This window comes from Azospirillum brasilense (assembly GCF_001315015.1).
Taxonomy (GTDB): domain Bacteria; phylum Pseudomonadota; class Alphaproteobacteria; order Azospirillales; family Azospirillaceae; genus Azospirillum; species Azospirillum brasilense.
This window is the reverse complement of sequence record NZ_CP012915.1, coordinates 888,600-912,190: the sequence shown is the minus strand read 5'-3', so window position 1 is coordinate 912,190 and position 23,591 is coordinate 888,600. Positions and strand designations below refer to the sequence as shown.

General features: G+C 68.6%; 21 protein-coding genes. 16 read left to right on the top strand and 5 right to left on the bottom strand.

Going from position 1 to position 23,591, the window contains the following annotated elements:
* The first annotated feature begins 111 nt into the window (after positions 1 to 111).
* The 10 genes from rpoZ (at position 112) to AMK58_RS17835 (ending at position 9,721) form a co-directional block, all read left to right on the top strand.
* A complete protein-coding gene (gene rpoZ / locus AMK58_RS17880; RefSeq protein ID WP_035679203.1) occupies positions 112 to 558 on the top strand; it encodes a DNA-directed RNA polymerase subunit omega in 447 nt (148 codons plus the stop codon).
* Positions 559 to 663: 105 nt separating this feature from the next.
* Positions 664 to 2,835 (top strand): RelA/SpoT family protein, encoded by a 2,172-nt coding sequence (locus tag AMK58_RS17875; protein ID WP_035679205.1) that lies wholly within the window; start codon positions 664 to 666, stop codon positions 2,833 to 2,835.
* Positions 2,836 to 2,861: 26 nt separating this feature from the next.
* On the top strand, positions 2,862 to 3,284 hold the full coding sequence (locus tag AMK58_RS17870; protein WP_035679207.1) for an HIT family protein: 423 nt from the start codon (positions 2,862 to 2,864) through the stop codon (positions 3,282 to 3,284).
* A gap of 99 nt (positions 3,285 to 3,383) precedes the next feature.
* Positions 3,384 to 4,136 carry a pyridoxine 5'-phosphate synthase gene (locus tag AMK58_RS17865; RefSeq protein ID WP_035679210.1) on the top strand — a complete coding sequence of 251 codons (753 nt, stop codon included), beginning with the start codon at positions 3,384 to 3,386 and terminating at the stop codon, positions 4,134 to 4,136.
* Positions 4,133 to 4,588: a holo-ACP synthase gene (gene acpS / locus AMK58_RS17860; RefSeq protein WP_035679213.1), complete on the top strand. Its 456-nt coding sequence runs from the start codon at positions 4,133 to 4,135 to the stop codon at positions 4,586 to 4,588. Before AMK58_RS17865 ends, acpS begins: the two co-directional genes overlap by 4 nt.
* Entirely contained in the window at positions 4,585 to 5,355 is a 771-nt protein-coding gene (gene lepB, locus AMK58_RS17855; protein WP_035679215.1) for a signal peptidase I, read from the top strand. The genes acpS and lepB overlap by 4 nt, the downstream gene beginning before the upstream one ends.
* Before the next feature lie 63 nt (positions 5,356 to 5,418).
* A complete protein-coding gene (gene rnc, locus AMK58_RS17850; protein WP_051140636.1) occupies positions 5,419 to 6,168 on the top strand; it encodes a ribonuclease III in 750 nt (249 codons plus the stop codon).
* Positions 6,161 to 7,189 carry a GTPase Era gene (gene era / locus AMK58_RS17845; protein ID WP_035679216.1) on the top strand — a complete coding sequence of 343 codons (1,029 nt, stop codon included), beginning with the start codon at positions 6,161 to 6,163 and terminating at the stop codon, positions 7,187 to 7,189. The genes rnc and era overlap by 8 nt, the downstream gene beginning before the upstream one ends.
* A gap of 79 nt (positions 7,190 to 7,268) precedes the next feature.
* Positions 7,269 to 8,684: a YcjX family GTP-binding protein gene (locus AMK58_RS17840; protein ID WP_051140637.1), complete on the top strand. Its 1,416-nt coding sequence runs from the start codon at positions 7,269 to 7,271 to the stop codon at positions 8,682 to 8,684.
* On the top strand, positions 8,681 to 9,721 hold the full coding sequence (locus AMK58_RS17835; RefSeq protein WP_059399246.1) for a YcjF family protein: 1,041 nt from the start codon (positions 8,681 to 8,683) through the stop codon (positions 9,719 to 9,721). Before AMK58_RS17840 ends, AMK58_RS17835 begins: the two co-directional genes overlap by 4 nt.
* A 4-nt stretch (positions 9,722 to 9,725) precedes the next feature.
* Here the strand turns inward: AMK58_RS17835 and AMK58_RS17830 are convergent, their stop codons facing one another.
* Positions 9,726 to 11,225: a tetratricopeptide repeat protein gene (locus tag AMK58_RS17830; protein ID WP_051140640.1), complete on the bottom strand. Its 1,500-nt coding sequence runs from the start codon at positions 11,223 to 11,225 to the stop codon at positions 9,726 to 9,728.
* Between the two features lie 222 nt (positions 11,226 to 11,447).
* Here AMK58_RS17830 and AMK58_RS17825 point away from each other — a divergent pair, with 222 nt between their 5' ends.
* Both AMK58_RS17825 and AMK58_RS30580 read left to right on the top strand, forming a co-directional pair.
* Positions 11,448 to 12,005, top strand: coding sequence for a hypothetical protein (locus tag AMK58_RS17825; protein WP_035679227.1), 558 nt, complete (start codon positions 11,448 to 11,450; stop codon positions 12,003 to 12,005).
* Between the two features lie 59 nt (positions 12,006 to 12,064).
* Positions 12,065 to 12,277, top strand: coding sequence for a hypothetical protein (locus tag AMK58_RS30580; protein ID WP_035679229.1), 213 nt, complete (start codon positions 12,065 to 12,067; stop codon positions 12,275 to 12,277).
* A 97-nt stretch (positions 12,278 to 12,374) separates the two neighbouring features.
* On the opposite strand, the gene AMK58_RS17815 is transcribed toward AMK58_RS30580, so the two are convergent.
* Complete coding sequence (locus tag AMK58_RS17815) at positions 12,375 to 13,001, bottom strand: ATP-dependent Clp protease proteolytic subunit (RefSeq protein ID WP_035679230.1); 627 nt, start codon at positions 12,999 to 13,001, stop codon at positions 12,375 to 12,377.
* Positions 13,002 to 13,262: 261 nt separating this feature from the next.
* Between AMK58_RS17815 and AMK58_RS17810 the strand changes: the two genes are divergently transcribed.
* A complete protein-coding gene (locus AMK58_RS17810; RefSeq protein ID WP_035679233.1) occupies positions 13,263 to 14,123 on the top strand; it encodes a glycosyltransferase family 2 protein in 861 nt (286 codons plus the stop codon).
* On the opposite strand, the gene AMK58_RS17805 is transcribed toward AMK58_RS17810, so the two are convergent.
* The gene (locus AMK58_RS17805; protein WP_035679234.1) at positions 14,081 to 14,896 is read right to left on the bottom strand and encodes a phosphodiesterase; all 816 of its coding nucleotides are present in this window, start codon (positions 14,894 to 14,896) and stop codon (positions 14,081 to 14,083) included. The two genes, AMK58_RS17810 and AMK58_RS17805, sit on opposite strands and share 43 nt — an antisense overlap.
* 299 nt (positions 14,897 to 15,195) lie before the next feature.
* On the opposite strand from AMK58_RS17805, the gene AMK58_RS30930 reads away from it, so the two are divergent.
* From AMK58_RS30930 to AMK58_RS17795, 3 genes are all read left to right on the top strand, one after another.
* Entirely contained in the window at positions 15,196 to 15,348 is a 153-nt protein-coding gene (locus AMK58_RS30930; RefSeq protein WP_167555920.1) for a hypothetical protein, read from the top strand.
* A 225-nt stretch (positions 15,349 to 15,573) separates the two neighbouring features.
* Positions 15,574 to 16,707 (top strand): efflux RND transporter periplasmic adaptor subunit, encoded by a 1,134-nt coding sequence (locus AMK58_RS17800; RefSeq protein ID WP_035679236.1) that lies wholly within the window; start codon positions 15,574 to 15,576, stop codon positions 16,705 to 16,707.
* A gap of 4 nt (positions 16,708 to 16,711) precedes the next feature.
* On the top strand, positions 16,712 to 19,834 hold the full coding sequence (locus tag AMK58_RS17795) for an efflux RND transporter permease subunit (protein WP_035679239.1): 3,123 nt from the start codon (positions 16,712 to 16,714) through the stop codon (positions 19,832 to 19,834).
* A gap of 53 nt (positions 19,835 to 19,887) precedes the next feature.
* Here the strand turns inward: AMK58_RS17795 and AMK58_RS17790 are convergent, their stop codons facing one another.
* Entirely contained in the window at positions 19,888 to 20,868 is a 981-nt protein-coding gene (locus AMK58_RS17790) for a transglutaminase family protein (RefSeq protein WP_236778220.1), read from the bottom strand.
* Positions 20,846 to 23,440, bottom strand: coding sequence for a circularly permuted type 2 ATP-grasp protein (locus AMK58_RS17785; protein ID WP_236778219.1), 2,595 nt, complete (start codon positions 23,438 to 23,440; stop codon positions 20,846 to 20,848). Before AMK58_RS17785 ends, AMK58_RS17790 begins: the two co-directional genes overlap by 23 nt.
* Positions 23,441 to 23,591: the final 151 nt, after the last annotated feature.

The window sequence follows — 23,591 nt, the reverse complement described above, 5'->3', positions numbered from 1 at the left end:
ACGCCGCGGGCGGGGTACGGCGGGCGGACCCGATAAGGCTCGAAGCGCTTGCGCAGGCGCGAACGCATCAATATATTCGGATGCCTTCGCAGATCCCGGAGTTGGTTTGGTATGGCCCGCGTTACCGTCGAAGATTGCGTCCTCAAGGTTCCGAACCGGTTTGAACTGGTCATGATGGCGGCCCAGCGCGCGCGTGAAATCGCGTCCGGCGCTCCGCTGTCGATCGACCGCGACAACGACAAGAACCCCGTCGTTGCCCTGCGTGAGATCGCCGATGAGACGGTGATGCTGGAGCATCTGAAGAACGCCCTGATCAAGGGCCACCAGAAGCACGTCGAGCCGGACGAGCCCGAAGAGGAGATCGTCGAGCTGATGGCCGGCGAGCACGACTGGGCCGCCCGCGGCGACACGTCGCTGGAGGACGAGGACGGGATGAGCGAAGCGGAGGAGGTCGGCGAAGGCGACGACCTGCTGTCCGACATGGAGAGCGACCCGGCGGCGGCCTTCGGCGAGACCGAGGACGATGTCGTCGGCCGCGATGCGGACGGGGATCTCTGACGCTGACCGACAGCGACCGGCTGTGGGGGCCGATGGCCCCCCTTTCCGTCGACCAACCAATCGTTTGCGAAACTTCATGGCGCACGCTGCGCCGGGTCGGGTGGCATGATCCGGCAATATGAGCTTGTCGAACGCGTCAAGGCGTACGACCCCTCGGCGGACGAGGAGTTGCTCAACCGCGCCTACGTCTTCTCCATGAAGGCGCACGGCTCGCAGACCCGCGCCTCGGGCGACCCCTACTTCCTCCACCCGCTGGAGGTCGCCGGCATCCTCACCCAGCTCAAGCTGGACGCCGGAACCATCGCGACGGCGCTGCTGCACGACACGGTCGAAGACACGGTCGCCACGCTGGAGGACATCGAGAAGCACTTCGGCAAGGAGATCGCCCGTCTGGTCGACGGCGTGACCAAGCTGTCGCGCCTGGAACTGCACAGCGAGCAGGCCAAGCAGGCCGAGAATTTCCGTAAGCTGGTGCTGGCCATGTCGGAGGACATCCGCGTCCTCCTGGTCAAGCTGGCCGACCGCCTGCACAACATGCGCACGCTGTTCCATCTGAAGAATCCGGACAAGCGCAAGCGCATCGCCCGCGAGACGATCGAGATCTACGCGCCGCTCGCCGAGCGCATCGGCATGCATCAGGTCAAGGACGAGCTGGAGGATCTCTCCTTCGCGGAGCTGAATCCGGACGCCCGCGACAGCATCCTGGCCCAGCTTTCCCGCCTGCGCACCGAGGGCGAGAACCGCGTCCAGCGGATCATCCAGGAACTTCGCGGCACGCTGGCGGAGGAGGGGCTGCCCAACGCCGGCGTCACCGGGCGCGAAAAGACCGCTTATTCGATCTGGCGCAAGCTGCAGCGCAAGAATGTCAGCTTCGAGCAGTTGTCCGACATCATGGCCTTCCGGATCATGGTGGACACGGTGCCGGAATGCTATCAGGCGCTGGGCGTCATCCACGCCCACTATCCGGTTGTTCCGGGGCGCTTCAAGGACTACATCTCGACGCCCAAGCCCAACGGCTATCGATCGCTCCACACGGGGGTGATCGGTCCGGAGCGCAACCGGATCGAGGTGCAGATCCGCACCAGCGACATGCACGAGATTTGCGAACTCGGCGTCGCCGCCCACTGGGCCTACAAGCAGGGCGAGCCGCGCACCCAGCAGGGGCGCGAGTACCGCTGGCTGCGCGAGCTTCTGGACATCCTGGAGCACGCCCAGAAGCCCGAGGAGTTCCTGGAACACACCAAGCTGGAGCTGTTCCAGGATCAGGTCTTCTGCTTCACGCCGAAGGGCGACCTGATCGCGCTGCCGCGCGGGGCGACCCCGGTGGACTTCGCCTACGCGGTCCATTCGGAGGTCGGCGACCACTGCGTCGGCGCCAAGATCAACGGTCGGATGCTGCCGCTGCGCACGCAGTTGCAGAACGGCGATCAGGTCGACATCATCACCTCCAAGGCCCAGACCCCGGTTCCGGGCTGGGAGCGCTTCGTCGTCACCGGCAAGGCGCGGGCGCGCATCCGCAAGTTCCTGCGCACCCAGCAGCGCACCCAGTACATCGAGCTGGGCCGCGCCATCCTGCAGCGCCAGTTCAAGTCGGAAGGCTACGAGTTCTCGGAAAAGGCGCTGGAAGGCGTCATCAAGATCTTCCAGCAGCCGAGCGCCGACGACCTGCTGGCCAGCGTCGGTTCCGGCCTGCATTCGGGCCGCGAGGTCTTCCATGCCGTCTTCCCCGGCCACAAGCCGCATGTGGCGACGCCCAAGGAAGGCGACGACAAGAACTCCATCACGGTGCCGAAGCCCAAGCCGAAGGCGAAGGGCAACAACGCGCCGCTGCCGATCCGTGGCCTGATCCCCGGCATGGCGGTCCACTACGCCCGCTGCTGCCACCCGCTGCCGGGCGACCGCATCGTCGGCATCGTGACCACCGGCAAGGGCGTGACCATCCACACCATCGACTGCGAAACGCTCGAAAGCTTTCACGAGTCGCCGGAGCGCTGGATCGACGTCGCCTGGGACATCGGGCCGGACAGCCCGGAGGAGCATGTCGGGCGCATTTCGCTGGTGGTCAACAACGAGCCGGGCTCGCTCGGCACGCTGTCCACGGTCATCGGCAAGAACGGCGGCAACATCACGAACCTGAAGATCACCAGCCGCAACACCGACTTCTTCGAGCTGCTGATCGACATCGACGTGAAGGACGCCAAGCACCTGACCAACATCATGGCGGCCCTGCGCGCCACCCCCGCCATCAACGCGGTGGAGCGGGCGCGGGGACGCTGAGGGTGTCCATCAGGAGCGAGGGAAGCATGTCCAGCCCGACCATCTTCAGCCGCCTGATCGCCGGGGAATTGCCCTGCGCCGTGGTGTACGAGGATGCGGAGACCTTCGCCTTCATGGACGCCGGGCAGGTCAATCCCGGCCATGTGCTGGTCGCGCTGAAGCGCCCGGCCCCGACCATCTTGGATGTGACGGAGGACGAAGCGGCGGCCCTGTTCCGCACCGTCCACAAGGTCGCCCAGGCCGTCCAGGCGGCCTTTTCGCCGGAGGGGATCACGCTTCTCCAGACGAACAAGCCGGCGGGATGGCAGACGGTGCCGCACATTCACGTGCATGTCGTGCCTCGCTACGAGAACGACGGCGCCGATCTGGTCTGGCCGCGCCATGACCCGCCCATCGAGCAGCTGAAGGCGCTCGCCGCGCGGATCGCCGCGCATCACGTCGTCGAATGACGGCGTGACGCGACGCGACGCCACCGCTATATAGCAGGGAGAACCGGTGCCCGCCGGATGCAGGATGCGGGACCGGCGCGACACCGGAGTTTCGAGCCTATGCCCCGCCCTCTGCGCCTCGGCGTGAACATCGACCATGTGGCGACCGTCCGCAACGCGCGGGGCGGGCGTCACCCCGATCCCGTGCGCGCGGCGAAGCTCGCCGCCGAGGCCGGGGCCGACGGCATCACCGCCCATCTGCGCGAAGACCGCCGCCACATCATCGATTCCGACATCGAGCGGCTGATGGCGGAGATCCGGCTGCCGCTGAACCTGGAGATGGCGGCGACGGACGAGATGCTCGCCATCGCGCTGCGCCACAAGCCGCACGCCTGCTGCCTCGTCCCGGAGAAGCGCACCGAGGTCACCACCGAAGGCGGGCTGGACGTCGCCGGGCAGATGGACAACCTCAAGCGCACCGTCGGCGACCTCGGCGCCGCGGGCATCCGTGTCTCGCTGTTCATCGACCCGGAACCGGCGCAGCTCGACGCGGCCAAGGCGCTGGGCGCGCCGGTGGTGGAACTGCACACCGGCGCCTATTGCGACGCGCCCGCCGGGGCGGAACGCGCGGCGGAGCTGGAACGCATCGTCCGGGCGGCGGCCCACGCGGAGGCCATCGGCCTGGAATGCCACGCCGGCCACGGGCTGAATTACGAGACGGTCGGGGCGGTCGCCGCCATCCCGACCATCGTGGAGCTGAACATCGGCCATTTCCTGATCGGCGAGGCGATCTTCGTCGGGCTGGGCAACACGCTCCAGCGCATGCGCGCCGTCATGAAGGACGCCCGCGCGGCGGCTAGGGGCGTCTCATGATCCTGGGCATCGGGAACGACCTGATCGACATCCGACGGATCGAGCAGTCGCTGGACCGTTTCGGCGACCGCTTCATCGCCCGCATCTTCACCGACGTGGAGCGCGCCAAGTCCGAACGCCGCGCCGGAGCCGCCGGCAAGCACAGCGCGCGGGCCGCGACCTACGCCAAGCGCTTCGCCGCCAAGGAGGCCTGCTCCAAGGCGCTGGGCACCGGCTTCCGCGACGGCGTGTTCTGGCGCGACATGGGGGTGGTGAACCTGCCCTCCGGCCAGCCGACCATGCGCCTGACCGGCGGCGCGCTGGAACGGCTGCAGGCGATCACCCCTCCGGGCATGCAGGCGCGCATCCATGTGACGCTGACCGACGAATATCCGATGGCGGAGGCCTTCGTCATCATCAGCGCCGAACCGGCCGACACCTCCATCACCACCTCCACGGCACCCCCCGCATGACCATGAACAGAGAGACCGCCTTGACCGGCAAATCCAAAGAGACAGGCGGCTTTGCCGAGACGGTGAAGACGGTCTTCTACGCGGTCATCATCGCCTTCGGCGTGCGGACCTTCGCCTTCGAGCCCTTCAACATCCCGTCCGGCTCGATGATCCCGACGCTGCTGATCGGCGACTACCTGTTCGTGTCCAAGTTCTCCTACGGATACAGCAAGTACACCGTCGGCTTCGGGTTGCCGCTGTTCGAGGGCCGCATCATGGGCCACGCGCCGGAGCGCGGCGACGTCGCCGTCTTCAAGCTGCCTCGCGACAACAAGACCGACTACATCAAGCGCGTCATCGGCCTGCCCGGCGACACCGTCCAGGTGACCGGTGGCGTGCTGCACATCAATGGTCAGCCGGTGAAGCGCGAGCGCATCGAGGACTATGTGTCCCGCGACGCGCTGGGCCGCGAGGTCCGGATCGCCCAGTATGTCGAGACCCTGCCGGGCGGGCGCAGCCACCGCATCATCGAGGAATCGGACAACGGTCCGCTCGACAACACCCCGGCCTTCAAGGTGCCGGCGAACCACCTGTTCATGATGGGCGACAACCGCGACAACTCGCTGGACAGCCGCGTCCCGTCGCAGGTGGGGTATGTCCCGATGGAAAATCTGGTCGGGCGCGCCGAATTCCTGTTCTTCTCGTTGGAGGACGGGACGCGCTTCTTCGAGGTGTGGCGCTGGCCGGCGGACCTGCGGTTCAGCCGCCTGTTCAACGCCGTGAAGTGAGCCCCGCACAGCACCGGGGCGCGGAGACCGATTATTGTGAGCCCTGAAGAACGGGGGACCCCCATGGCGTCCGATGCGGACGTGAGCGCCGATTCCGCCGACCTTGCGGAACTGGCCGCGGCCATCGGCCACCGCTTCGCCGACCCGCAACGGCTGGCCGACGCGGTCACCCATCCCAGCCTGATGGGGCTGGAGCGCAACGTCCGCGGTGGACGGCCCGAGCAGGGGCCGGGCCTTGCCTACGAACGTCTGGAATTCCTGGGCGACCGGGTGCTCGGCCTCGTCATCGCGGAATGGCTGCTGGAGCGCTTCCCCAACGAACGCGAGGGCGCGCTCGCCAAGCGGCATGTCTCGCTGGTCCGGCGGGAGGCGCTGAGCCGTGTCGCCGACGCGTTGCAACTGGGGCGCTACCTGCGCCTGTCCCCGTCGGAGGCGCAGGGCGGCGGGCGCAGCAACAACACCATCCTGGCCGACGCCTGCGAGGCGGTGATCGGGGCGCTCTATCTGGACGGCGGCATGGACAAGGCGCGGGACTTCATCCGCAGGGCCTGGGCCGGGCAGATCGACCGCGCGGAGCCGCCGCCGCTGGATTCCAAGACGGCGTTGCAGGAATGGGCGCAGGGCAACAAGCGGCCCCTTCCCACCTATGAACTGATCGAGCAGAGCGGCCCGGCGCACGAACCGGTGTTCCGCATCGCGGTCCGGCTGAAGGGCATGGAGCCGGTGACGGCCACCGGCCCATCCAAGCGGGTCGCCGAACGGAAAGCGGCCAGCGCCTTGCTGCGCCAATTGGGAGTGCAGGTCGATGACTGACGGCCGCGACAAGTTTGAAGACGACGATTTCGACGATAAGGACAAGGGCGTGAGCGAGAGCGTGGAAGAGGGTGCCGACACTGGTGCCGAAGAGGGCGCCGAAGAGGCTGCCTACGTGCCCGAAAACCCGCGCTGCGGATTCGTCGCCCTGGTCGGCGCGCCGAACGCCGGCAAGTCGACCCTGCTGAACGCGATGGTCGGCTCCAAGGTGTCGATCGTCAGCTCCAAGGTGCAGACCACCCGCACGCGCGTGCTCGGCATCACCATCGCCGGCGACAGCCAGATCATCTTCGTGGACACGCCGGGCATCTTCAAGCCGAAGCGCCGTCTTGACCGCGCCATGGTGGCGGCGGCCTGGCAGGGGGCGGAGGACGCCGATCTGGTCGGCCTGCTGTTCGACGTGTCGCGCCGCGGCATCGACCAGGACACCCAGGGCATCATCACCCGCTTGAAGGAGCAGGGGCGCAAGGCCATCCTGATCCTGAACAAGATCGACCTCGTGCCGCGGGAAAAGCTGCTGGGCCTCGCCGACAGCTTCAACCAGGAAGGCATCTTCACCGACATCTTCATGCTGTCCGCCTCGACCGGCGACGGCGTGGAGCATCTGCGTGGCTTCCTGGCCGCCCGCATGCCGGAAGGTCCCTGGCACTACCCGGAGGACCAGATCTCCGACATGCCGATGCGCCTCCTGGCGGCGGAGATTACCCGCGAGAAGCTGTTCCAGCAGCTTCACCAGGAACTTCCCTACGCGGCGACGGTCGAGACCGAGCAGTGGGAGGAGTTCGAGAACGGGTCGGTCAAGATCTCCCAGGTCGTCTATGTCCAGCGCGACAGCCAGAAGGCTATCGTGCTCGGCAAGCAGGGCACCCGCATCAAGGCGCTCGGGCAGGCCGCCCGCACCGAGTTGGAAGAGATGCTGGAGCAGCGCGTTCACCTGATGCTGTTCGTCAAGGTGCGCGAGGATTGGGAGAACGATCCGGAGCGTTACGAGGCATGGAACCTCGACTTCGGGGCGTCCTAAAGCACCGGTGAGGGTATAGGCGTGGGCGGACGGTCTCCCATATAGAAGGGCGATCGTCCCCAATACGGACCGGCTGACCGTGCGCGTGCCCATTTTCAACGACCTGTACGACGCCGGCTCGCGCCTGTTGGGGCGGGCCGGCGATCTCGTTTCCGGCGGCATCCTGGAGCAGGACGTCCGTCTCGGCGTCACCGGGCTGCGGCGGGCCGGCAAGACCGTGTTCGTCACCTCGCTGGTCGACAATTTGCTGAAGGCTGGGCGGCTTCCCTTCCTTGACGTGGTGTCTTCCGGCCGCTTCCAGGCCTCGCGCCTGCGTCCTCAGCCTGACGCCCAGGTTCCCCGTTTCGAGGTGGAGCAGCGGCTGGCCGAACTGGCCGGTCCGGCGCCCCATTGGCCGACCGAGACGCGCGGCATCAGCCAGCTCCGCCTGTCCATGCGCTACCGCCCGAACGCCATGCTGAAGCGTACGGTGCAGCCGGTCGCGACGCTGAATCTCGACATCGTCGACTATCCCGGCGAATGGCTGCTCGACCTGCCGCTGCTCCACCAGTCCTTCGCGGAATGGAGCGCGCTTACCCTGGAGCTGGCCGGGCGGGCGCCGCGCGACGAGCTGTCGGTGTCCTGGCGCGGCTGGCTCGCCACCATCGACACGGCGGCCCCGGCGGAGGAGGAGCAGGCGCGGCGCGGCGCGGCGCTGTTCACCGATTACCTGCACGCCTGCCGCCGTTCCGACAATCTGCTGAGCCTGATCCAGCCGGGGCGCTTCGTCGAGCCGGGCGACATGGCGAACGCGCCGCTGCTGACCTTCTGCCCGCTGCCGGGTGACCGTCCGCGCACCCGCGGCAGCCTGTGGGCGCTGATGGAGGATCGCTACGAGGCGTACAAGTCCAAGGTGGTCCGCCGCTTCTTCGCCGAGCACTTTGCCCGGCTCGACCGCCAGATCGTCCTGATCGACGTGCTGGGGGCGCTGAACTCCGGCCCGGCGGGCATGGCGGATATGAAGCGCGCCCTGGAACTGAGCCTGGAGCCCTTCCGCCACGGGTCCAGCAGTTGGCTGGACTGGCTGCTGGGCCGGAAGATCGACCGCGTGCTGTTCGCCGCGACCAAGGCCGACCATGTCGCCTCGCACCAGCACAACAGCCTACGCCATCTGCTGGACCGGCTGGTGTCCGACGCCCGCGCCGGCATCCGCTTCGAAGGGGCGCAGGTGGAGACCATGGCCATCGCCGCGCTGAAATCCACCGAGACGGTGGTGACCGAGCATGAGGGGCGGCAGTTGCGTTGCGTCCGCGGCGTGCCGCTCGGGCGCGACCGCCCGACCGTGCTGTTCCCCGGCGAGATCCCCGAGGACGCCGACTTCCCGCCGGGGCAGGAGCGGCCCTACAACTTCATGGCCTTCCAGCCGCCCGCCGATCTCGCCCGCGAGGCGCGCGGCCTGCCACACATCCGTTTGGATCAGGCCATGCAGTTCCTGCTGGGGGATTATCTGGAATGAGCGAGCGCACGCGCGACCGCCAATGGGTCCCGCCGATGGAGCTGGACCCCACCCGCGCCGCCGCCGTCCCGGCGGCGGAGGAAGAGGCGATCATCGCCGGTCCCCTGGCCGGCCCCCTGTCCGGGTCCGCGGCGGAGCGCCTTCCCGCGCTGCTGGCGGAGGACCGGCCGCGCAACCGGCTCGGCCGCTGGCTGGCCGGGTCGGTGGCCGCGCTGGTGCTGATTGCGCTGGGCTTCGACACCTGGGACCTGTTCAACCGCGCCTTTGCCACCAGCGCCGCGCTGGGCGTGCTGGTGGCCGCCGCCGTGACGGTGGCCGGCGGGGCGGCGCTGGGGATGCTGCTGCGCGAACTGCGCGCGCTGCGCCGCCTGCGCAAGATCGAGGAACTGCGCGGCGAGGCCGGGCGCCTGTCCACGGAGATCGTGACCAAGGCCGGGGAACCGGGCCACGCCGAGCGCTTTGCCGGGTCGCTGACCCGCCTCTATGACGGTCGCGCCGATCTGGCGCCCTCGCTGGAGCGGGTGCGCGACCATGTGACGGACGCCCACGACGACGCGGAGATCCTGCGCCTGCTCGACCGCGAGGTGATGGGACCGCTGGACCGCCGCGCCTACCAGACCGTCCTGCGGGCGTCCCGCGACACGGCGGTGGCGACGGCGCTCAGCCCGGCGGCGGTCGTCGACCTCGCGGTGGTTCTGTGGCGCAACCTGAAGCTGGTGCGGGAGATCGCGGCGCTCTACGGTGCGCGGCCCGGCTATGTCGGGTCGATGCGGCTGCTGCGGCGGATGCTTGCCAACCTCGCCGTCGCCGGGGTGGCGGAAAGCGCCCACCATGTCGCCGTCGAGGCGCTGGGCGGCTCCATCGCCGCGGCCATCTCCACCCGTATGGGGCAGGGGGTGATCAACGGTCTGCTGACTGCGCGGGTCGGGCTGACCGCGATGCATCTGTGCCGCCCCATCGCTTTTGGGCCGGACAACCGCCCCAGCATGGGCCAGATCCGCAAGGAGCTGCTGTCCCTGCCGAAGCAGGTTCTGTAGCCGCTCACGGCGTGGGGAAGGGCAGGCCGTGCCGGGGGTGGGCGCGGTCGTGGACCAAGGCGTGGTCGCGGATCATTGGCCAGACGATGCGGCGCAGGAAGCGGTGGTCCTGCGCCCGGTCCGCCTCGGCGGCGCCGTGGCGCTCGGCCAGCGGCAGCAGGTCGGGCAGCAGCCCCGCAACACCGCCCCAATGGCCGCCCGACATCACCTCCGTGTGCAGCACCCCGTCGCGCAGGACGTGGAAGGGCCGGCCGGAGGCGATCCAGTCATCCACGGCGGCCTTCCCATCGGCAGACGGCAGCGCGTCCCAATCGCGGCAGAGGAAACGCGCCACCGTGGGATCGTCGGCGGCGGTCAGGCGCCAATAGGGTCCGCCGGTCGGCGCGTCGGCGGCCACCGCCACGAGGTCCGCCCCCGCCGCGGCCAGTTCGCTTAACCGGTCGGCGGCAAGGGTGCCGTCGTGATAAACCCGGCAGCTCCAGCCTGCGTACAGCGCCACGGTCTGCCGCACAATCTCCGCCGGGTCATGAGTGCCGACGGGTTGGGCGCTGGTGGGCTGGCCGCCCCACAGGCTGAAGGCGATGACGTTGCGCCGCCGCTGCTCGGCCCCGCGTGGCCGGGCGGTCAACGGGGGCAGGGCGGGGGCCGTGTCCATGGCCGTGCGGTCCTTGAGGTCCAGTGCACGCTCCCCCCAGACGGCGGCCTCGTCGTCCCGGCCGAGCAGGGCTAGGGCGATGACGAGCCGGTCGATGGCGTCGAGATGGCGGGGATCCAGACGGGCGGCCTGCTCCAGCGCGCGGGCGGAGTCCTCCAACTGGTCCACGACCCCCAGCGCGATCCCCAGATTGAAGGCGGCAGACGGAAAATCCGGCGTGATGGCCAGGGCGTTGCGGTAGGCGAGGGTGGAATCCTCCCGCAGTCCCATGGCGAACAAGGCGTTGCCGTAGAGAAAGGCGACGTCGGCCTCCAGCGGAAGCAATTCTGCGGCCCGGGCCAGCGGGCGGAGGGCCTCGGTGCCGCGCCCCTGCTCAACCAGCAGGCGCCCCTCCTCGTGCCGCAGCGCGCCCAAGCGTTCCACGGCGATGGCGAGGGTGGGGGTGGAGGTGACGGCGCGCTCCAGAGCGGCGATGGCGCCAGGGGAGCGGCCCAGGCCGCGCAGGGCGTTCGCCATGTCGGTCCAGGCTTCCGCGAAATCGGGCTGGAGGGCGACAGCGCGCCGGTAATCCTCCACCGCCGCCTCCGGTTGTCCCGAGGAGCGGCGGATGTTGCCGCTGTTGGCGTGCATGTCCGCCGCTTCGGGTCGCTGGGCGATGGCGCGGGCGATGAGTTGCAGGCCAAGCGCCTGCTCCCCCACCTGACCGGCCAGGACGCCAAGGAAATGCAGGGCGTCCGGCTGATCCGGGTCCACATCCAGGATGCGGTTGTAGAGCTGCTGGGCCTCGGCCAGCCGGCCGGCCAGATGGTGGTCCAGGGCAAGCGTCAGCGCTTCCGCGATCGTAGCCATGCATACAGGCTTAAGCACACCGCCGCCCCTCCGCAAGCCCCACGGCTGTGAAAAGGGTGAGCGGCGGCTTCGCTGGTCCTGGAATGCGAAGCTTTGGTGCCGGAAACAGCCTGTGGGATTTCGTCCTTTGGCATAGCCGGAAAAAAGGTGAACGAACCCTTTACAATGCACGAGTGCGGCTGCAATATATGAGCTGGATTGTCCAATCATCGGTGTAATGTCATGAACGTGGCCATCGCCACCGCAACGGCTGCAAGGCCGTTGGCCTTCATGACGGCCCGCAACAGCGAGGCTGTTGAAACCGGGGCCGACACCGGGACTCCGCCCGTGAAGGACCCCGTCACCGGACAGTCCGAACCGCTTGCCGGGCGCTACACGAAGACCGCCTACCGCTATGACGCCGATGCGTCGCGCTTGGTGCTGCTGTTCCGCAGCCCGGAGGACGGAGCGACCCTCGACCAGATCCCGACCGAGGCGGCGCTGCGGCAATACCGTGAAGCGCAGAAGGACCGGAAGAGTGGCAAGGCGTCACTGGAACTGCTGGTGGGCGGTTCGGACGGGCAGGACCAGCCGAACGGCACCAGCCAAAGTGGGACCTCCGCCAACGGCTCGCCCGTGCATCGCTGGGCCTCGGGCCAGTCCGGGAGCGGCGGGGGCCGCTCCGGCACGTCACAGGGGACTTCCGCGCACACCTCACCGGTGGTAGCTTCGACCCCGATGGTGGCCCACGCGGTGGCCGCTCCCTCGGCGGGGGCCGGCTCCGTCAACGTGGTCATCTGACCGATACGGCGCGGACGGTCGGCTTCGGCCGCCGGTTCCCCCTTTGAAGGCTCTTTCCGATGGCTCTCGATATTTCCTCCTCCACCCTGGGCGCCGCGGTCGGCTTGCGGCAGGCGCAGGGACAGATGGACTTCGGCGTGAAGACGCTGAACCAGACCGCGCAACAGCAGGATCAGGCGATCGCCACGTTGCTTCAGGGCGGTTCGGACGGGGCCTCGGCTGGTGGAAACGTCACGGCCACGCGCGGGCAGAATCTGAACATCGTCGTCTAAACGGCTGATTCGACGGGCTTGATCGCTCAAACCAGGCCGCGGTCATAAAAAAAGCCCCTCTCGCTCGAGAGGGGCTTCATGCGTTCCGGAGGACCGCTTACTTCAGCTCGTCGAAGGTGTCGATGACATGGGTGACGATGCCGTACTCGCGGGCTTCGTCCGCCATCATCCAGTAGTTCCGGTCGGTGTCCTTGGAAACCTTCTCCACCGGCTGGCCGGTTTCGCGCGCGATGATGCGGTTCAGCCGCTCACGCATGCGGATGATTTCCTTCGCCTCGATGGCGATGTCCGTCGCCCGGCCACCGGTGCCGCCCAGCGGCTGGTGGATCAGGAAGCGGGTGTTCGGCAGGCAGTAGCGGTCTTCCTTCTTCGCGGCCAGGAAGATATGGCAACCGGCGCTGGCGACCCAGCCGGTGCCCAGCATCTTCACGCGCGGCTTCACGAAGCGGATCATGTCGTGAATGGTGTCGCCCGCCTCGACGTGGCCGCCGGGGGAGTTCACCACGACCGTGATGTCGTCATTGCTCTCGTGGGCCAGAGCCAGCAGCTGGGCCGAGACGGCCTGCGCCAGCTTCATGTCGATCTGCCCGAAGATCAGCACCGTGCGCGCCTTGAACAGGTTCGACTGCACGGCAGCGAACGGCGGCGGGGCGCTTTCCTTCGACTTCTCGTCCGGCTCCTGCTCGGGTTCGTCGTCGAAGCGGGTGTATCCGTCTTGCGCCATCGTTTTTGAACTCCCTGAGGTCGGCGTGTCTACCGGGGGGCTTTGGCTTGCGGGGGCCTGGGATGTCGGATGGGGACCGAACCACGCCACTCGTTTCTCCACATAGCCCGTATCGGTTCCTTGTTCAACGGGCCGCGACGCCAAATCCCACCCCGGCGCCGTCATAGTCGCGCTCAGGCTAGCCGCATCGGTGCGGATCGCCGCTTGCCGACCGTCGGGAAGGAGAGGCACACTGCCCTTCGCACAATCGGAGGGCGGTGCATGGAAGGGGGCAGCGGGGGCGGCGTCTCGGTCATCATTCCGGCCTTCCGGGCGCAAGGCACCATTGCCCGCGCGGTGTCCAGCCTGCTGGCGCAGAGCTTTTCCCACTGGGAAGCGGTGGTGGTCAGCGACGACGGCGCCGACTACGGCGCCGTTCTGGCGGCCGCCGGCATCGCCGACTCGCGCCTGACCTTCACTGGAACCGGCCGCGTCGGGTCCGGCGCCCCAGCGGCGCGCAATGCCGGGTTGCGGTGGGCGCGTCTGCCTCTGATCGCCCCGCTGGACGCCGACGACCGGTTCGAGCCGGACCGGTTGGCACGGCTGGCCCCGCTGGCGGCGGCGCACGGGGCGGCGGCGGACAATGTGGTGGTGGTGCGCGACGGTGACGGCTCGCCACTCTCCACCCTGTTTCCGTCCACTTCCGGGACCGCCACGCTGGACGCGGCGACCTTTCTGGAAACCTCCGTCCCGATGTTCTTCGTGGTCCGCCGCGACCTCGTTCCCGGCTGGGAGGAGGGCGTCGATTTCTGCGACGACGTGGTCTTCAACGTCCAGGTTCTCGACCGGCTGGGCCGCCTGCCGCTTGTGCTGGAGCCGCTGTACGAATATCGGCAGCGGGAGGGGTCGATCACCTGCTCCGCCGACAGCGGCACGCGGGCGGACCTTTGCTACCGCCATGTTCTCGACCGCTTGGCCGCCGACGGCCTGCGGATCGCTGACGCCGCGCTGCGCCACCGCTTCGCCGCCGCCCTGGGCGCCAAGCGCGCCCTGAACGCCGCCTACATGGCCGCGCAGGCCGCCGGACGTTGCGCCAGTTTTCAGGAGTTCCTGGCCTTGCGGGAAAACTCTCTGCCGGGATAGTCGCCGATCACGCTCAGATGCGTCACCACTGTGCCATTCGGCCGGAATTGATGAAGAGCGAGCGCGGACGGCTCCTCCGTCCAGCGGTAAGGCGGTTCCGGCGCCAGATCCAGCGCGATCTGGTAGGCCACGGACGGGGCGACGTAGCCGTGCGCCCCGTTCCAGGCGACCGCGGTCTGGCGGTGGGTGTGGCCGCACAGGACGGCGCGGACGTTGGGACGGCTCCGCACCAGCCGTCCCAACTCCTCCGCACCCTCCAGGCAGCGCAACGTGTCCAGGAAGGCCAACCCGGTGTCGAAAGGCGGATGGTGGAGCGCCAGCACGGTCGGCCGCTCCGGCTGCTCGGCCAGACGCTCGGCCAGCCAGGACAGCCGGTCGGCGCACAGGCCGCCCACCGCCGAACCGGGGATGACCGAATCGAGCATCAGGATGCGGACCGGGAATTCCTCCACCGCGTGCTGGAGGAAGGGACCCTCCATGGGCATCCAGCCGGTGCCGGCGAAAGTCCGGCGCAGTTCCGTGCGGTCGTCGTGATTGCCCGGCAGCACGCGGAAAGGAATGGCGAGCGGTTCCAGCAGGGCGGACAGCGCCTCGTACTCGCCGGGCTTCGGTCCGTTGACGAGGTCGCCGGTGATGAGGACGAGGTCAGGGCGCGGCACCAGCGCGTTCAGATGGGCGACCGCGGCGGCGAGGCGGGTGTTCGTGTCGTAAGCGGTGGTCGGGGCGGTGCCGGGGGCCGTCACATGCAGGTCGGACATCTGGGCGATCAGCATCGGGCACCCCTTGGAACGCGAGGGTCGGAGGACCAAGGATTGTCACATCGCCGATTTCCCGGACGCGTTCAAGAGTCCAACCGGAGCAAAACTTCCTTTACGCTTCCGTGACAGGCTGAGTCATCGGCCGAACGACCGTCTTGCCGCCACTGCATCGGATCGGGGAATGAGCGCGTCCACCTCCGCCTGCCTGCTCGCACGATTGCTGGCGTCCGGGAAGTTCTGGTTGAAGCGCGCCCGCATCGAATCCCCGGACCTCGGCGAGGGCACTCCGCCACCCGGCGCGGATGGCGTCTTGGTTGCCGATCTTCGCATTGAAGGAGATCGGATTCGTGCGGTTCTACCGGCGGGTGAAGCGCCCTGCTGCGCTCCCGGACTTTGTCTTGATGGTGGGGCTGTTCGTCCGCGCGGTGGCTGCACCGCGGTTGGCCCTGGTCAACCCGCTGATCTGACGGTGATTCTTTCCGATGGGGAACGGCTGGAAATGGAAAAGGGCCGGGTTGTGCAAGCCGATCCGCCGCCGCCGCGCGCCTGAACCCTTGCAACCGTCTCGACTCCGGAACTGAACTGAACGATATAGTTCAGTTTACCGCCCGCCCCTCACAGCGGCCCGGTTGACACGAAACGCCCCGCGCGCCCGCCCGGCGGGCCGGCGGGCCTGTGCGGGTTCCGTATCCATGCGCCACACGCTTCGCATCGTCGCCCTTCTGGTTCTGGTCGCTCTCGGCGGCGGCGCCTATTGGTACTTCGTCAAGCAGGGCGGAACCATCAACACGCTGCTCGCCGGCAAGGTTCCATCTCCCGGAGGCGCGTCGTCTGGCGCTCCGGCGGCGGGCGGGCCGCCGGGTAGCACGCCGCCGATGCCGGTGGAGGCACTGCCGGTCAAGGTCGGCACCGTGTCGCGCCAAGTCACCGCGGTCGGTTCGCTGCTGTCCAGCGAATCGGTGGTCATCCGGCCCGAGGTGGCGGGCAAGGTCTCCGAGATCGCCTTCCTGGAAGGGCAGGCGGTGAAAAAGGGCGCGGTGCTGATCCGCCTTGATGACTCCATCGCCCGCGCCACGCTGGCCCAGGCGCAGGCAAGCATCGCCTTCTCCCGCGCTGAATTGTCCCGCGCCGAGGAACTGTACCGCCAGCGCACCGGTCCCGCCCGCAACCGCGAACAGGCGCTCGCCAAGCTCCAGTCCGACGAGGCGACGGTGCAGCTCGCCAAGGCGCAGTTGGAGAAGCTGACCCTGACGGCGCCCTTCGACGGCGTGCTGGGCCTGCGCAAGGTCTCGGTGGGCGACGTGGTGGCCGCGGGCAAGGACATCGTGAACCTGGAGGCCATCGAGACCCTGAAGCTCGATTTCCGGGTGCCGGAGCTGTATCTGCCGACCGTCCGCACCGGCCAGACCCTGAAGGTCGCCGTGGACTCCTTCGGTGGGCGGACCTTCGACGGCACGGTCTACGCCATCGACCCGCTGGTCGACGTAAACGGCCGCGCCGTGGTGATCCGCGCCCGCGTCCCCAACAAGGACGGCGCGCTGCGCCCCGGCCTGTTCGCCCGGGTGGCCCTAACGCTGGACCAGACCCCCAACGCCGTTCTGGTGCCCGAGCAGTCGGTCAGCGCCTTCGGCAACCGCCAGTTCGTCTTCAAGGTGGTGGATGGCAAGGCGGTGCAGACCACCGTCACGCTGGGCGAACGCCGCAACGCCGAGGTTGAGATCACCGCCGGCCTGCAGCCCGGTGACGTGGTGGTGACCGCCGGCCAGTTGAAGATCCGCGACGGCGCCCCGGTCGTGGTCGTGAACAACAAGCCGGCGGGGAGCTGAGCCGATGGTCCTCTCCGACATCTCCATCCGCCGGCCCGTCCTGGCGACGGTCATGAGCCTCGCGCTCATGCTGATCGGCATCGTGTCGTACCAGCGCCTGTCGGTGCGCGAATACCCGAAGATCGACGAGCCCGTCGTCACGGTGGAAACCACCTACAAGGGCGCGTCGGCCGAGATCATCGAAAGCCAGGTCACCCAGATCCTGGAGGACTCGCTGTCGGGCATCGAGGGCATCGACGTGATGTCCTCGATCAGCCGCGCCGAAAAGAGCCAGATCACCCTGCGCTTCCGGCTGGACCGCAACGTCGACACGGCGGCCAGCGATGTGCGCGACCGCGTCGGCCGCGTGCGCGCCCAGCTTCCCAACGAGATCGACGAGCCGGTCATCGCGAAGGTGGAGGCCGACGCGCAGCCGATCATCTATCTGGCCTTCTCCTCCGACCGCCATTCGCCGCTGGACGTGACGGACTTCGCCGATCGCTACGTCAAGGACCGGCTGCAGAATCTGCCCGGCGTCGCCCAGGTGCGCATTTTCGGCGAGCGGCGCTTCGCCATGCGTCTGTGGCTCGACCCGCAGCGCATGGCCGCCTACCGGGTCACCCCGCAGGACGTGGAGAACGCGCTGCGCAAGCAGAACGTCGAGATTCCGGCGGGCCGCGTGGAGAGCAAGGCGCGGGAGTTCACCGTCGTCTCCGAAACCGACCTGCGCACGCCGGAGGAGTTCGACCGCATCATCCTGCGTGACGACGGCGGCTATCTTGTCCGGTTGAAGGATGTGGGCCGGGCCGAGCTGGGCGCGCGGGACGAGCGGGTCAGCGCCCGCTTCAACGGGCGCGGCGCCGTCGCCATCGGCGTGGTCAAGCAGTCCACCGCCAACCCGCTGGACGTGTCCAAGGCGGTGAACGAGGCGCTGCCGAAGATCCGCGCCGCCTTGCCCGACGGCATGGGGGTGGATGTCGGCTACGACAGCTCCGTCTTCATCGCCAAGTCCATCGACGCGGTGTTCAGCACGATCTTCGAGGCCATCGTCCTGGTCGTGCTGGTCATCTTCGTGTTCCTGCGCAGCTTCCGCGCCACGCTGGTGCCGCTGGTGACCATCCCGGTGTCGCTGATCGGCGGCTTCGCGCTGATGTACGCCTTCGGCTTCTCGGTCAACACGCTGACGCTGCTGTCCATGGTGCTGGCCATCGGCCTCGTCGTGGACGACGCCATCGTGATGCTGGAGAACATCTACCGCCACATCGAGGAGGGCGTTCCTCCCTTCCAGGCGGCCTTGCAGGGGTCGAAGGAGATCGGATTCGCGGTCATCGCGATGACCATCACGCTGGCGGCGGTCTACGCGCCCATCGGCTTCATGACCGGGCGCACCGGCCGCCTCTTCTCCGAGTTCGCCCTGACGCTGGCGGGGGCGGTGATCGTGTCGGGCTTCGTCGCCCTGACCCTGTCGCCGATGATGTGCTCCAAGCTGCTGAAGCACCAGACCAAGCACAACGCGCTCTACAACGCCATCGAGCGGCTGCTGAACGGGCTGACCAACGGCTACCGGTCCATCCTCCGCGTGTCGCTGAAGGCGCGTCCGCTGGTGCTGCTGGTCGGCGCGGTGGTGGCGGGGCTCAGCTACACGCTGTTCACCGGGCTGAAGTCGGAACTGGCGCCGGTCGAGGACCGCGGCACCATCGTCGGCATCGCCATCGCGCCGGAGGGCTCGACGCTCGACTACACGGAAAGCTACGCCAAGCGCATGGAGGACCTGTTCCGCCAGATCCCCATCGTCGAGAAGTTCTTCGTCGTGGTCGGCTTCCCGGTGGTCAACCAGGGCATCTCCTTCGTCCGGCTGATCGACTGGGACCAGCGCGACGTGAAGCAGCAGGCGATCACCGCCCAGCTCTTCCCCAAGATGTTCGGCATTCCCGGCATCCTCGCCTTCGTCACCAACCCGCCTTCGCTGGGCCAGAGCCCGGTGGACAAGCCGGTCAACTTCGTCATCCAAAGCTCGCTGCCCTACGACGAGCTTCAGAAGATGGTCGACGGGCTGATGGCGGAGGCACGGAAGTTCCCCGGCCTGACCAACCTCGACACCGACCTGAAGCTGAACAAGCCGGAACTGCGCATCACCATCGACCGCGACAAGGCCGCCGACCTCGGCGTGGACGTGGAGACGGTGGGCCGCACGCTGGAAACCCTGCTCGGCGGGCGGCAGGTCACCCGCTTCAAGAAGGAGGGCAAGCAGTACGACGTGGTGGTCCAGGTCGGCGACGTCGACCGCCGCAACCCGGACGACATCGCCTCCATCTACGTCCGCGGCACGCCGACCATGGCGGCGGAGGCCGGGGTCGCCACCAGCACTGGGGCGATGATCTCGCTCGCCAACCTTGTCCACATCGAGGAGCGGGTGGCGCCCAAGGAGCTGAACCACTTCAACAAGCTGCGCTCCGTCACCATCACCGCCACGCTGGCGCCGGGCACCTCGCTGGGCGAGGCGCTGGGCTATCTCCAGGATGCTGCGAACCGCGTGCTGCCGGCCACCGCCCAGACCGACTATGCGGGGCAGAGCCGCGAATTCCGGGAGTCGGCGACGGGCCTGTACTTCGTCTTCATCCTGGCGCTGGCCTTCATCTATCTGGTGCTGGCGGCGCAATTCGAAAGCTTCATCGACCCCTTTGTCATCATGCTGACAGTGCCGCTGTCGATGACCGGCGCGCTGGCCGCCCTGCACCTCACGGGCGGGACGATGAACGTCTACAGCCAGATCGGCTTGGTGACCCTCGTCGGCCTCATCACCAAGCACGGCATCCTGATCGTGGAGTTCGCCAACCAGCTCCAGCGTGAGGGCGTGGACATCCGCAAGGCGGTGGAGGAGGCCGCCGTGCTGCGCCTGCGCCCGATCCTGATGACCACGGGCGCCATGGTCCTGGGCGCCGTGCCGCTTGCCAACGCCCATGGGGCGGGAGCGGAGAGCCGGCAGGCCATCGGCGCGGTGATCGTCGGCGGCATGCTGCTGGGCACCTTCCTGACGCTGTTCGTGGTGCCGACGGTCTACAGCTACATTGCCAAGAAGAAGCCCTTCCCGGCCGTGGACGGCTCCGCCAGCCACCCGACGGGCGCGCACCCTCAGCCGGCAGAGTGATCGCCGGTCGTGGATTTGAGACGGACGGTGAAAAGGAGAACGGGGCGCCCGGATCAGGGCGTCCCGTTGTCCTCCAGCGGCTCGACATCGACGCTGACGGAGAGCGTGTGGCCCGCGGCGCCCATCAGGACGCCGCGGGCGGGGCTGACGTCGTCGTAGTCGCGGCCCCAGGCGATGGTGATGAAGTCCTGGTCGGCGCGGCGCGCGTTGGTCGGGCAGACGTCGATCCAGCCGGCCTCGGCGCCGCACCAGATGGAGGCCCAGGCGTGGCTGACGTCGGCGCCGACCAGACGCGGGCGGCCCGGCGGGGGCAGGGTGCGCAGATAGCCGGAGACGTAGCGGGCGGGCAGACCCATGGCGCGCACGCAGCCGACCACGATGTGGGCGAAGTCCTGGCAGACGCCGCGGCGGTGCCGCATGACCTCGGCCATCGGAGTGGCGATCGTCGTCGCGGCGGGGTCGAAGGTGAAATCGTCGTGGATGCGCTGCATCAGGTCCAGCGCGGCCTCCGCCGCTGGGCGGCCGGGCGTGAAGGACTGCGTGGCGTAGTCGTGCAGCGTCGGGCTGGCCGCAACCAGCGTGCTGTCGAAGCGGTACTGGACCACCTCCGCCCCGTCCTCCGGGCCAGTCAGGCCGCCCAGCGAATCGCGCACCTGCTCCCAGGATGGCGTGAACGCAGCGTCCAGCGGCGGGGGGGGGCCGACCTCGACTTCGCTCTCCGCCGTGACGACCAGTTGCCGGTGCGGCTCCTGCATCGCGACGTAGGTGACGGTGTTGCCGAAATAATCGGTGTGGGACGACTGCACCGCCGGACCCGGCAGGATGGTCAGCGCGCTGCGGCGAACGCGCTGGCGCGGGTGCGGGCGGGCGGTCAGGTGCAGCAGATGGTGGGACACCGACACGTCCTCGCCGTAGTCGTAGCGGGTCGTGTGGCGCACGCGGAAGCGGACGCCGAATCCATCGCCGGAGGGATCGTCAGCGGGGGCCGCGCCGGCCACGGTCGGGGAGAGGTCAGGCCGGTCGGGCAAAGGCATGGCTGAAATAGGCGTGGGTCAGAAGGTTGGAAATCTCAGGCAGCGACAGGGCGAGCGAGTCCAGCAGCGTGTGTAGGGCCGCGCCCGAGTCCAGAGCCTCTGGCGCGCGCAGCGAGGCGCGGGCGGCGCCCAGGATCGAGCGGGCCGAGGCGGCCGTGTCGCCCGGCACGGCCTGCGACCCGCTGGGCAGGGCGGCAACATGCCGTTCCAGCGCCGCCAGTTGGAAATCCAGGGCGCGCGGGTTCGTGTCGTCAGCCAGCAGCAACTCCAGCACCGGGCGCCGCCGCACGCTGGTCAGATAGCGGGACCGGTAGGTCATCACGCTCTCCCCCAGTTCCAGCAGAACGCTCAGCGTCGCCACCTGAACCGGCTCGTCCTGGCGGTCGAGCGCATGGACCTGAATGCCGCGCATCACCGAAATGATGTGGAGCGCCCGCTCCATGCGCCGCCCGATGTCGAGGAAGCGCCAGCCCTGGCCGCGCGTCATGCTTTCCTGCTCCAGCCCGGCGATGGCGGCGAGGCTGGTCATCAGGTCGTCCAGCCGCAGCAACATGGCGGCGGCGTCGAGCTTGTGCGCCGGCGGCTGGCTCTGCCGCTCCAGCATCGTGACCACCCGCCACATGTCGAGCGACAGGCGGTCGCGCACCGAATAGGCGGTGCGGTGCACCCGCTGCACCTGGGCGCGCAGGCTGTTGGGATGGTCCGGATCGACGACGGAGCTGTAGAGCGCCGCCCGCAACGCCCGTCCGCCACCAAGAGCCGTGACCCGCGTCAGGTCCCAGGGGATCATGCCCTCCCAGGCCATCAGATGGAGCAGTGGGCGGAGCTGCAGCGACGCGCCCGGCACGTTGCCGTCGGTCAGGCGGGAGTGGGTGGAGCGCAGCAGGCGCACCGTGCCCTCCGACCGCTCCGCGTAGCGGCCCAGCCAGTAGAGGCTGTCGGCCACCCGGCTGGGCAGGTCGGCGGAGGCGGCCTTGGGCGCCGGCTGCGGTTCCTGCACCGGCTGGGAGCGCGGCATCGCCGGCGTGGCCTCGGCACGGCGCCCAGAGAGGATCCAGGTGTCCTTGCTGCCGCCGCCCCGCTGCATGGAGACGACCAGCTTGCCGGATTCGGTGGACACGCGGGTCAGACCGCCGGGCATGACGGTGTAGCTGCCGTCCGGGCGGGCGCAGAGGAAGACGCGCAGCACCAGCGGGCGCGGCTGCAGCCGCCCACCCTGCCAGACCGGCGCGGTGGACAGGGCCAGACGCTCCTGCGCGACGTAGCACCAGGGGCGGGCCTTGATGCGTTCGACCAGCGCGGCGCGGTCCGCCGACGACAGGTCGGCGCCGAAGATCGGCTCGAAGGACAGGGACGGGAAGGCCGGCTTCACCACCAGCCCGTCCAGATGCTCGATGACGTAGGCGCGCTCGTCGTCGTTGCCGCACCACCAGACGGCGACGCCGGGCATCTTCAACTCCTCGCCCAGCAGATGGCGGCACAGCATGGGCAGCGACGGCTTGACCGCCATGGATTCCATGAAGCCGGAGCCGAGCGCGTTCGCCACAACCACATTGCCGGCGCGCACCGCCTCGATCAGCCCCGCCACGCCCAGCGAACTGTCGGCGCGCAGCTCCAGCGGGTCGGCGAAGTCGGCGTCCAGGCGGCGCAGAATGACGTCCACCGGCTCCAGCCCCGACAGGGTCTTCAGATAAACCTGACGGTCGCGCACGGTCAGGTCGGCCCCCTCCACCAGCGTGATGCCGAGGTAGCGGGCCAGATAGACGTGCTCGAAATAGGTTTCGTTGTAGGGGCCGGGCGTCAGAAGGACGATCCGCGGCTGGTCGCGGCGCGGGCTCAGCGACAGCAGCGTTTCCTTGTACGCGTCGAAGAAGGGCGACAGATGCTCCACCTGGCAATGGCGGAAGCTGTCCGGCAGGACCTTCGCCAGCACCGCCCGGTTCTCCAGCGCGTAGCCGCTGCCGCTCGGCGCCTGGGTGCGGTCGGACAGCACCCACCAGCGCCCGTCGGGCGCGCGGGCGAGGTCTGCCGCATAGAAATGCAGGTGGATGTCGTTGGGCACCGGAATGCCGTGCACGGCGCGGCGGAATCCGGGATCGGCGTGGATCACCGCCGGGGACAGCCGCCCGCTGCGCGTCAGGGTCTGCGGCCCGTAGATGTCGGCCAGCACCGCGTTCAGCAGCGTGGCGCGCTGGATCAGACCCGATTCGACCGCTTTCCACTCGTGGGAGGGGATCAGCAGCGGCACCATGTCGAGCGGCCAGGGCCGCTCCATCCCCTTGGGATCGCCGTAGATGTTGTAGGTGACGCCGTTCTGGTGGAGCAGGCGCCTCGCCTCCTCCCACCGCTCGGCCATCAGCTCCGGGTCGAGGGGGCCCAGCGTGCCCATGAAAGTCTGCCAGTGCGGGCGCAGACGGCCCTGCCCGGTGACCATCTCGTCATAGACTTCGCCGCGGCCATAGCCCATGGCGTCGGCTTCGCCGAACAGCGATCCCTGAAGGAAGGGCACCGGACGCAGACCCGGAAGGGCCGGCGTGCTGGAGTCGAGAAAGGGGGAATCGCGGTCGGACAAGGCGGGTTCGGGCGCTCAACTCTGGTACGGTGCTGGGGAGTGTGAACGTCCGTTCCCGCCGATGCAAGCGGCGGTTCGGAGACGGCGTGGCGCAATCGCATTCCGTCTCCCTCCGGGGACAGGGGGCGAGTGTGAGGGGCGCTTTTGCCGG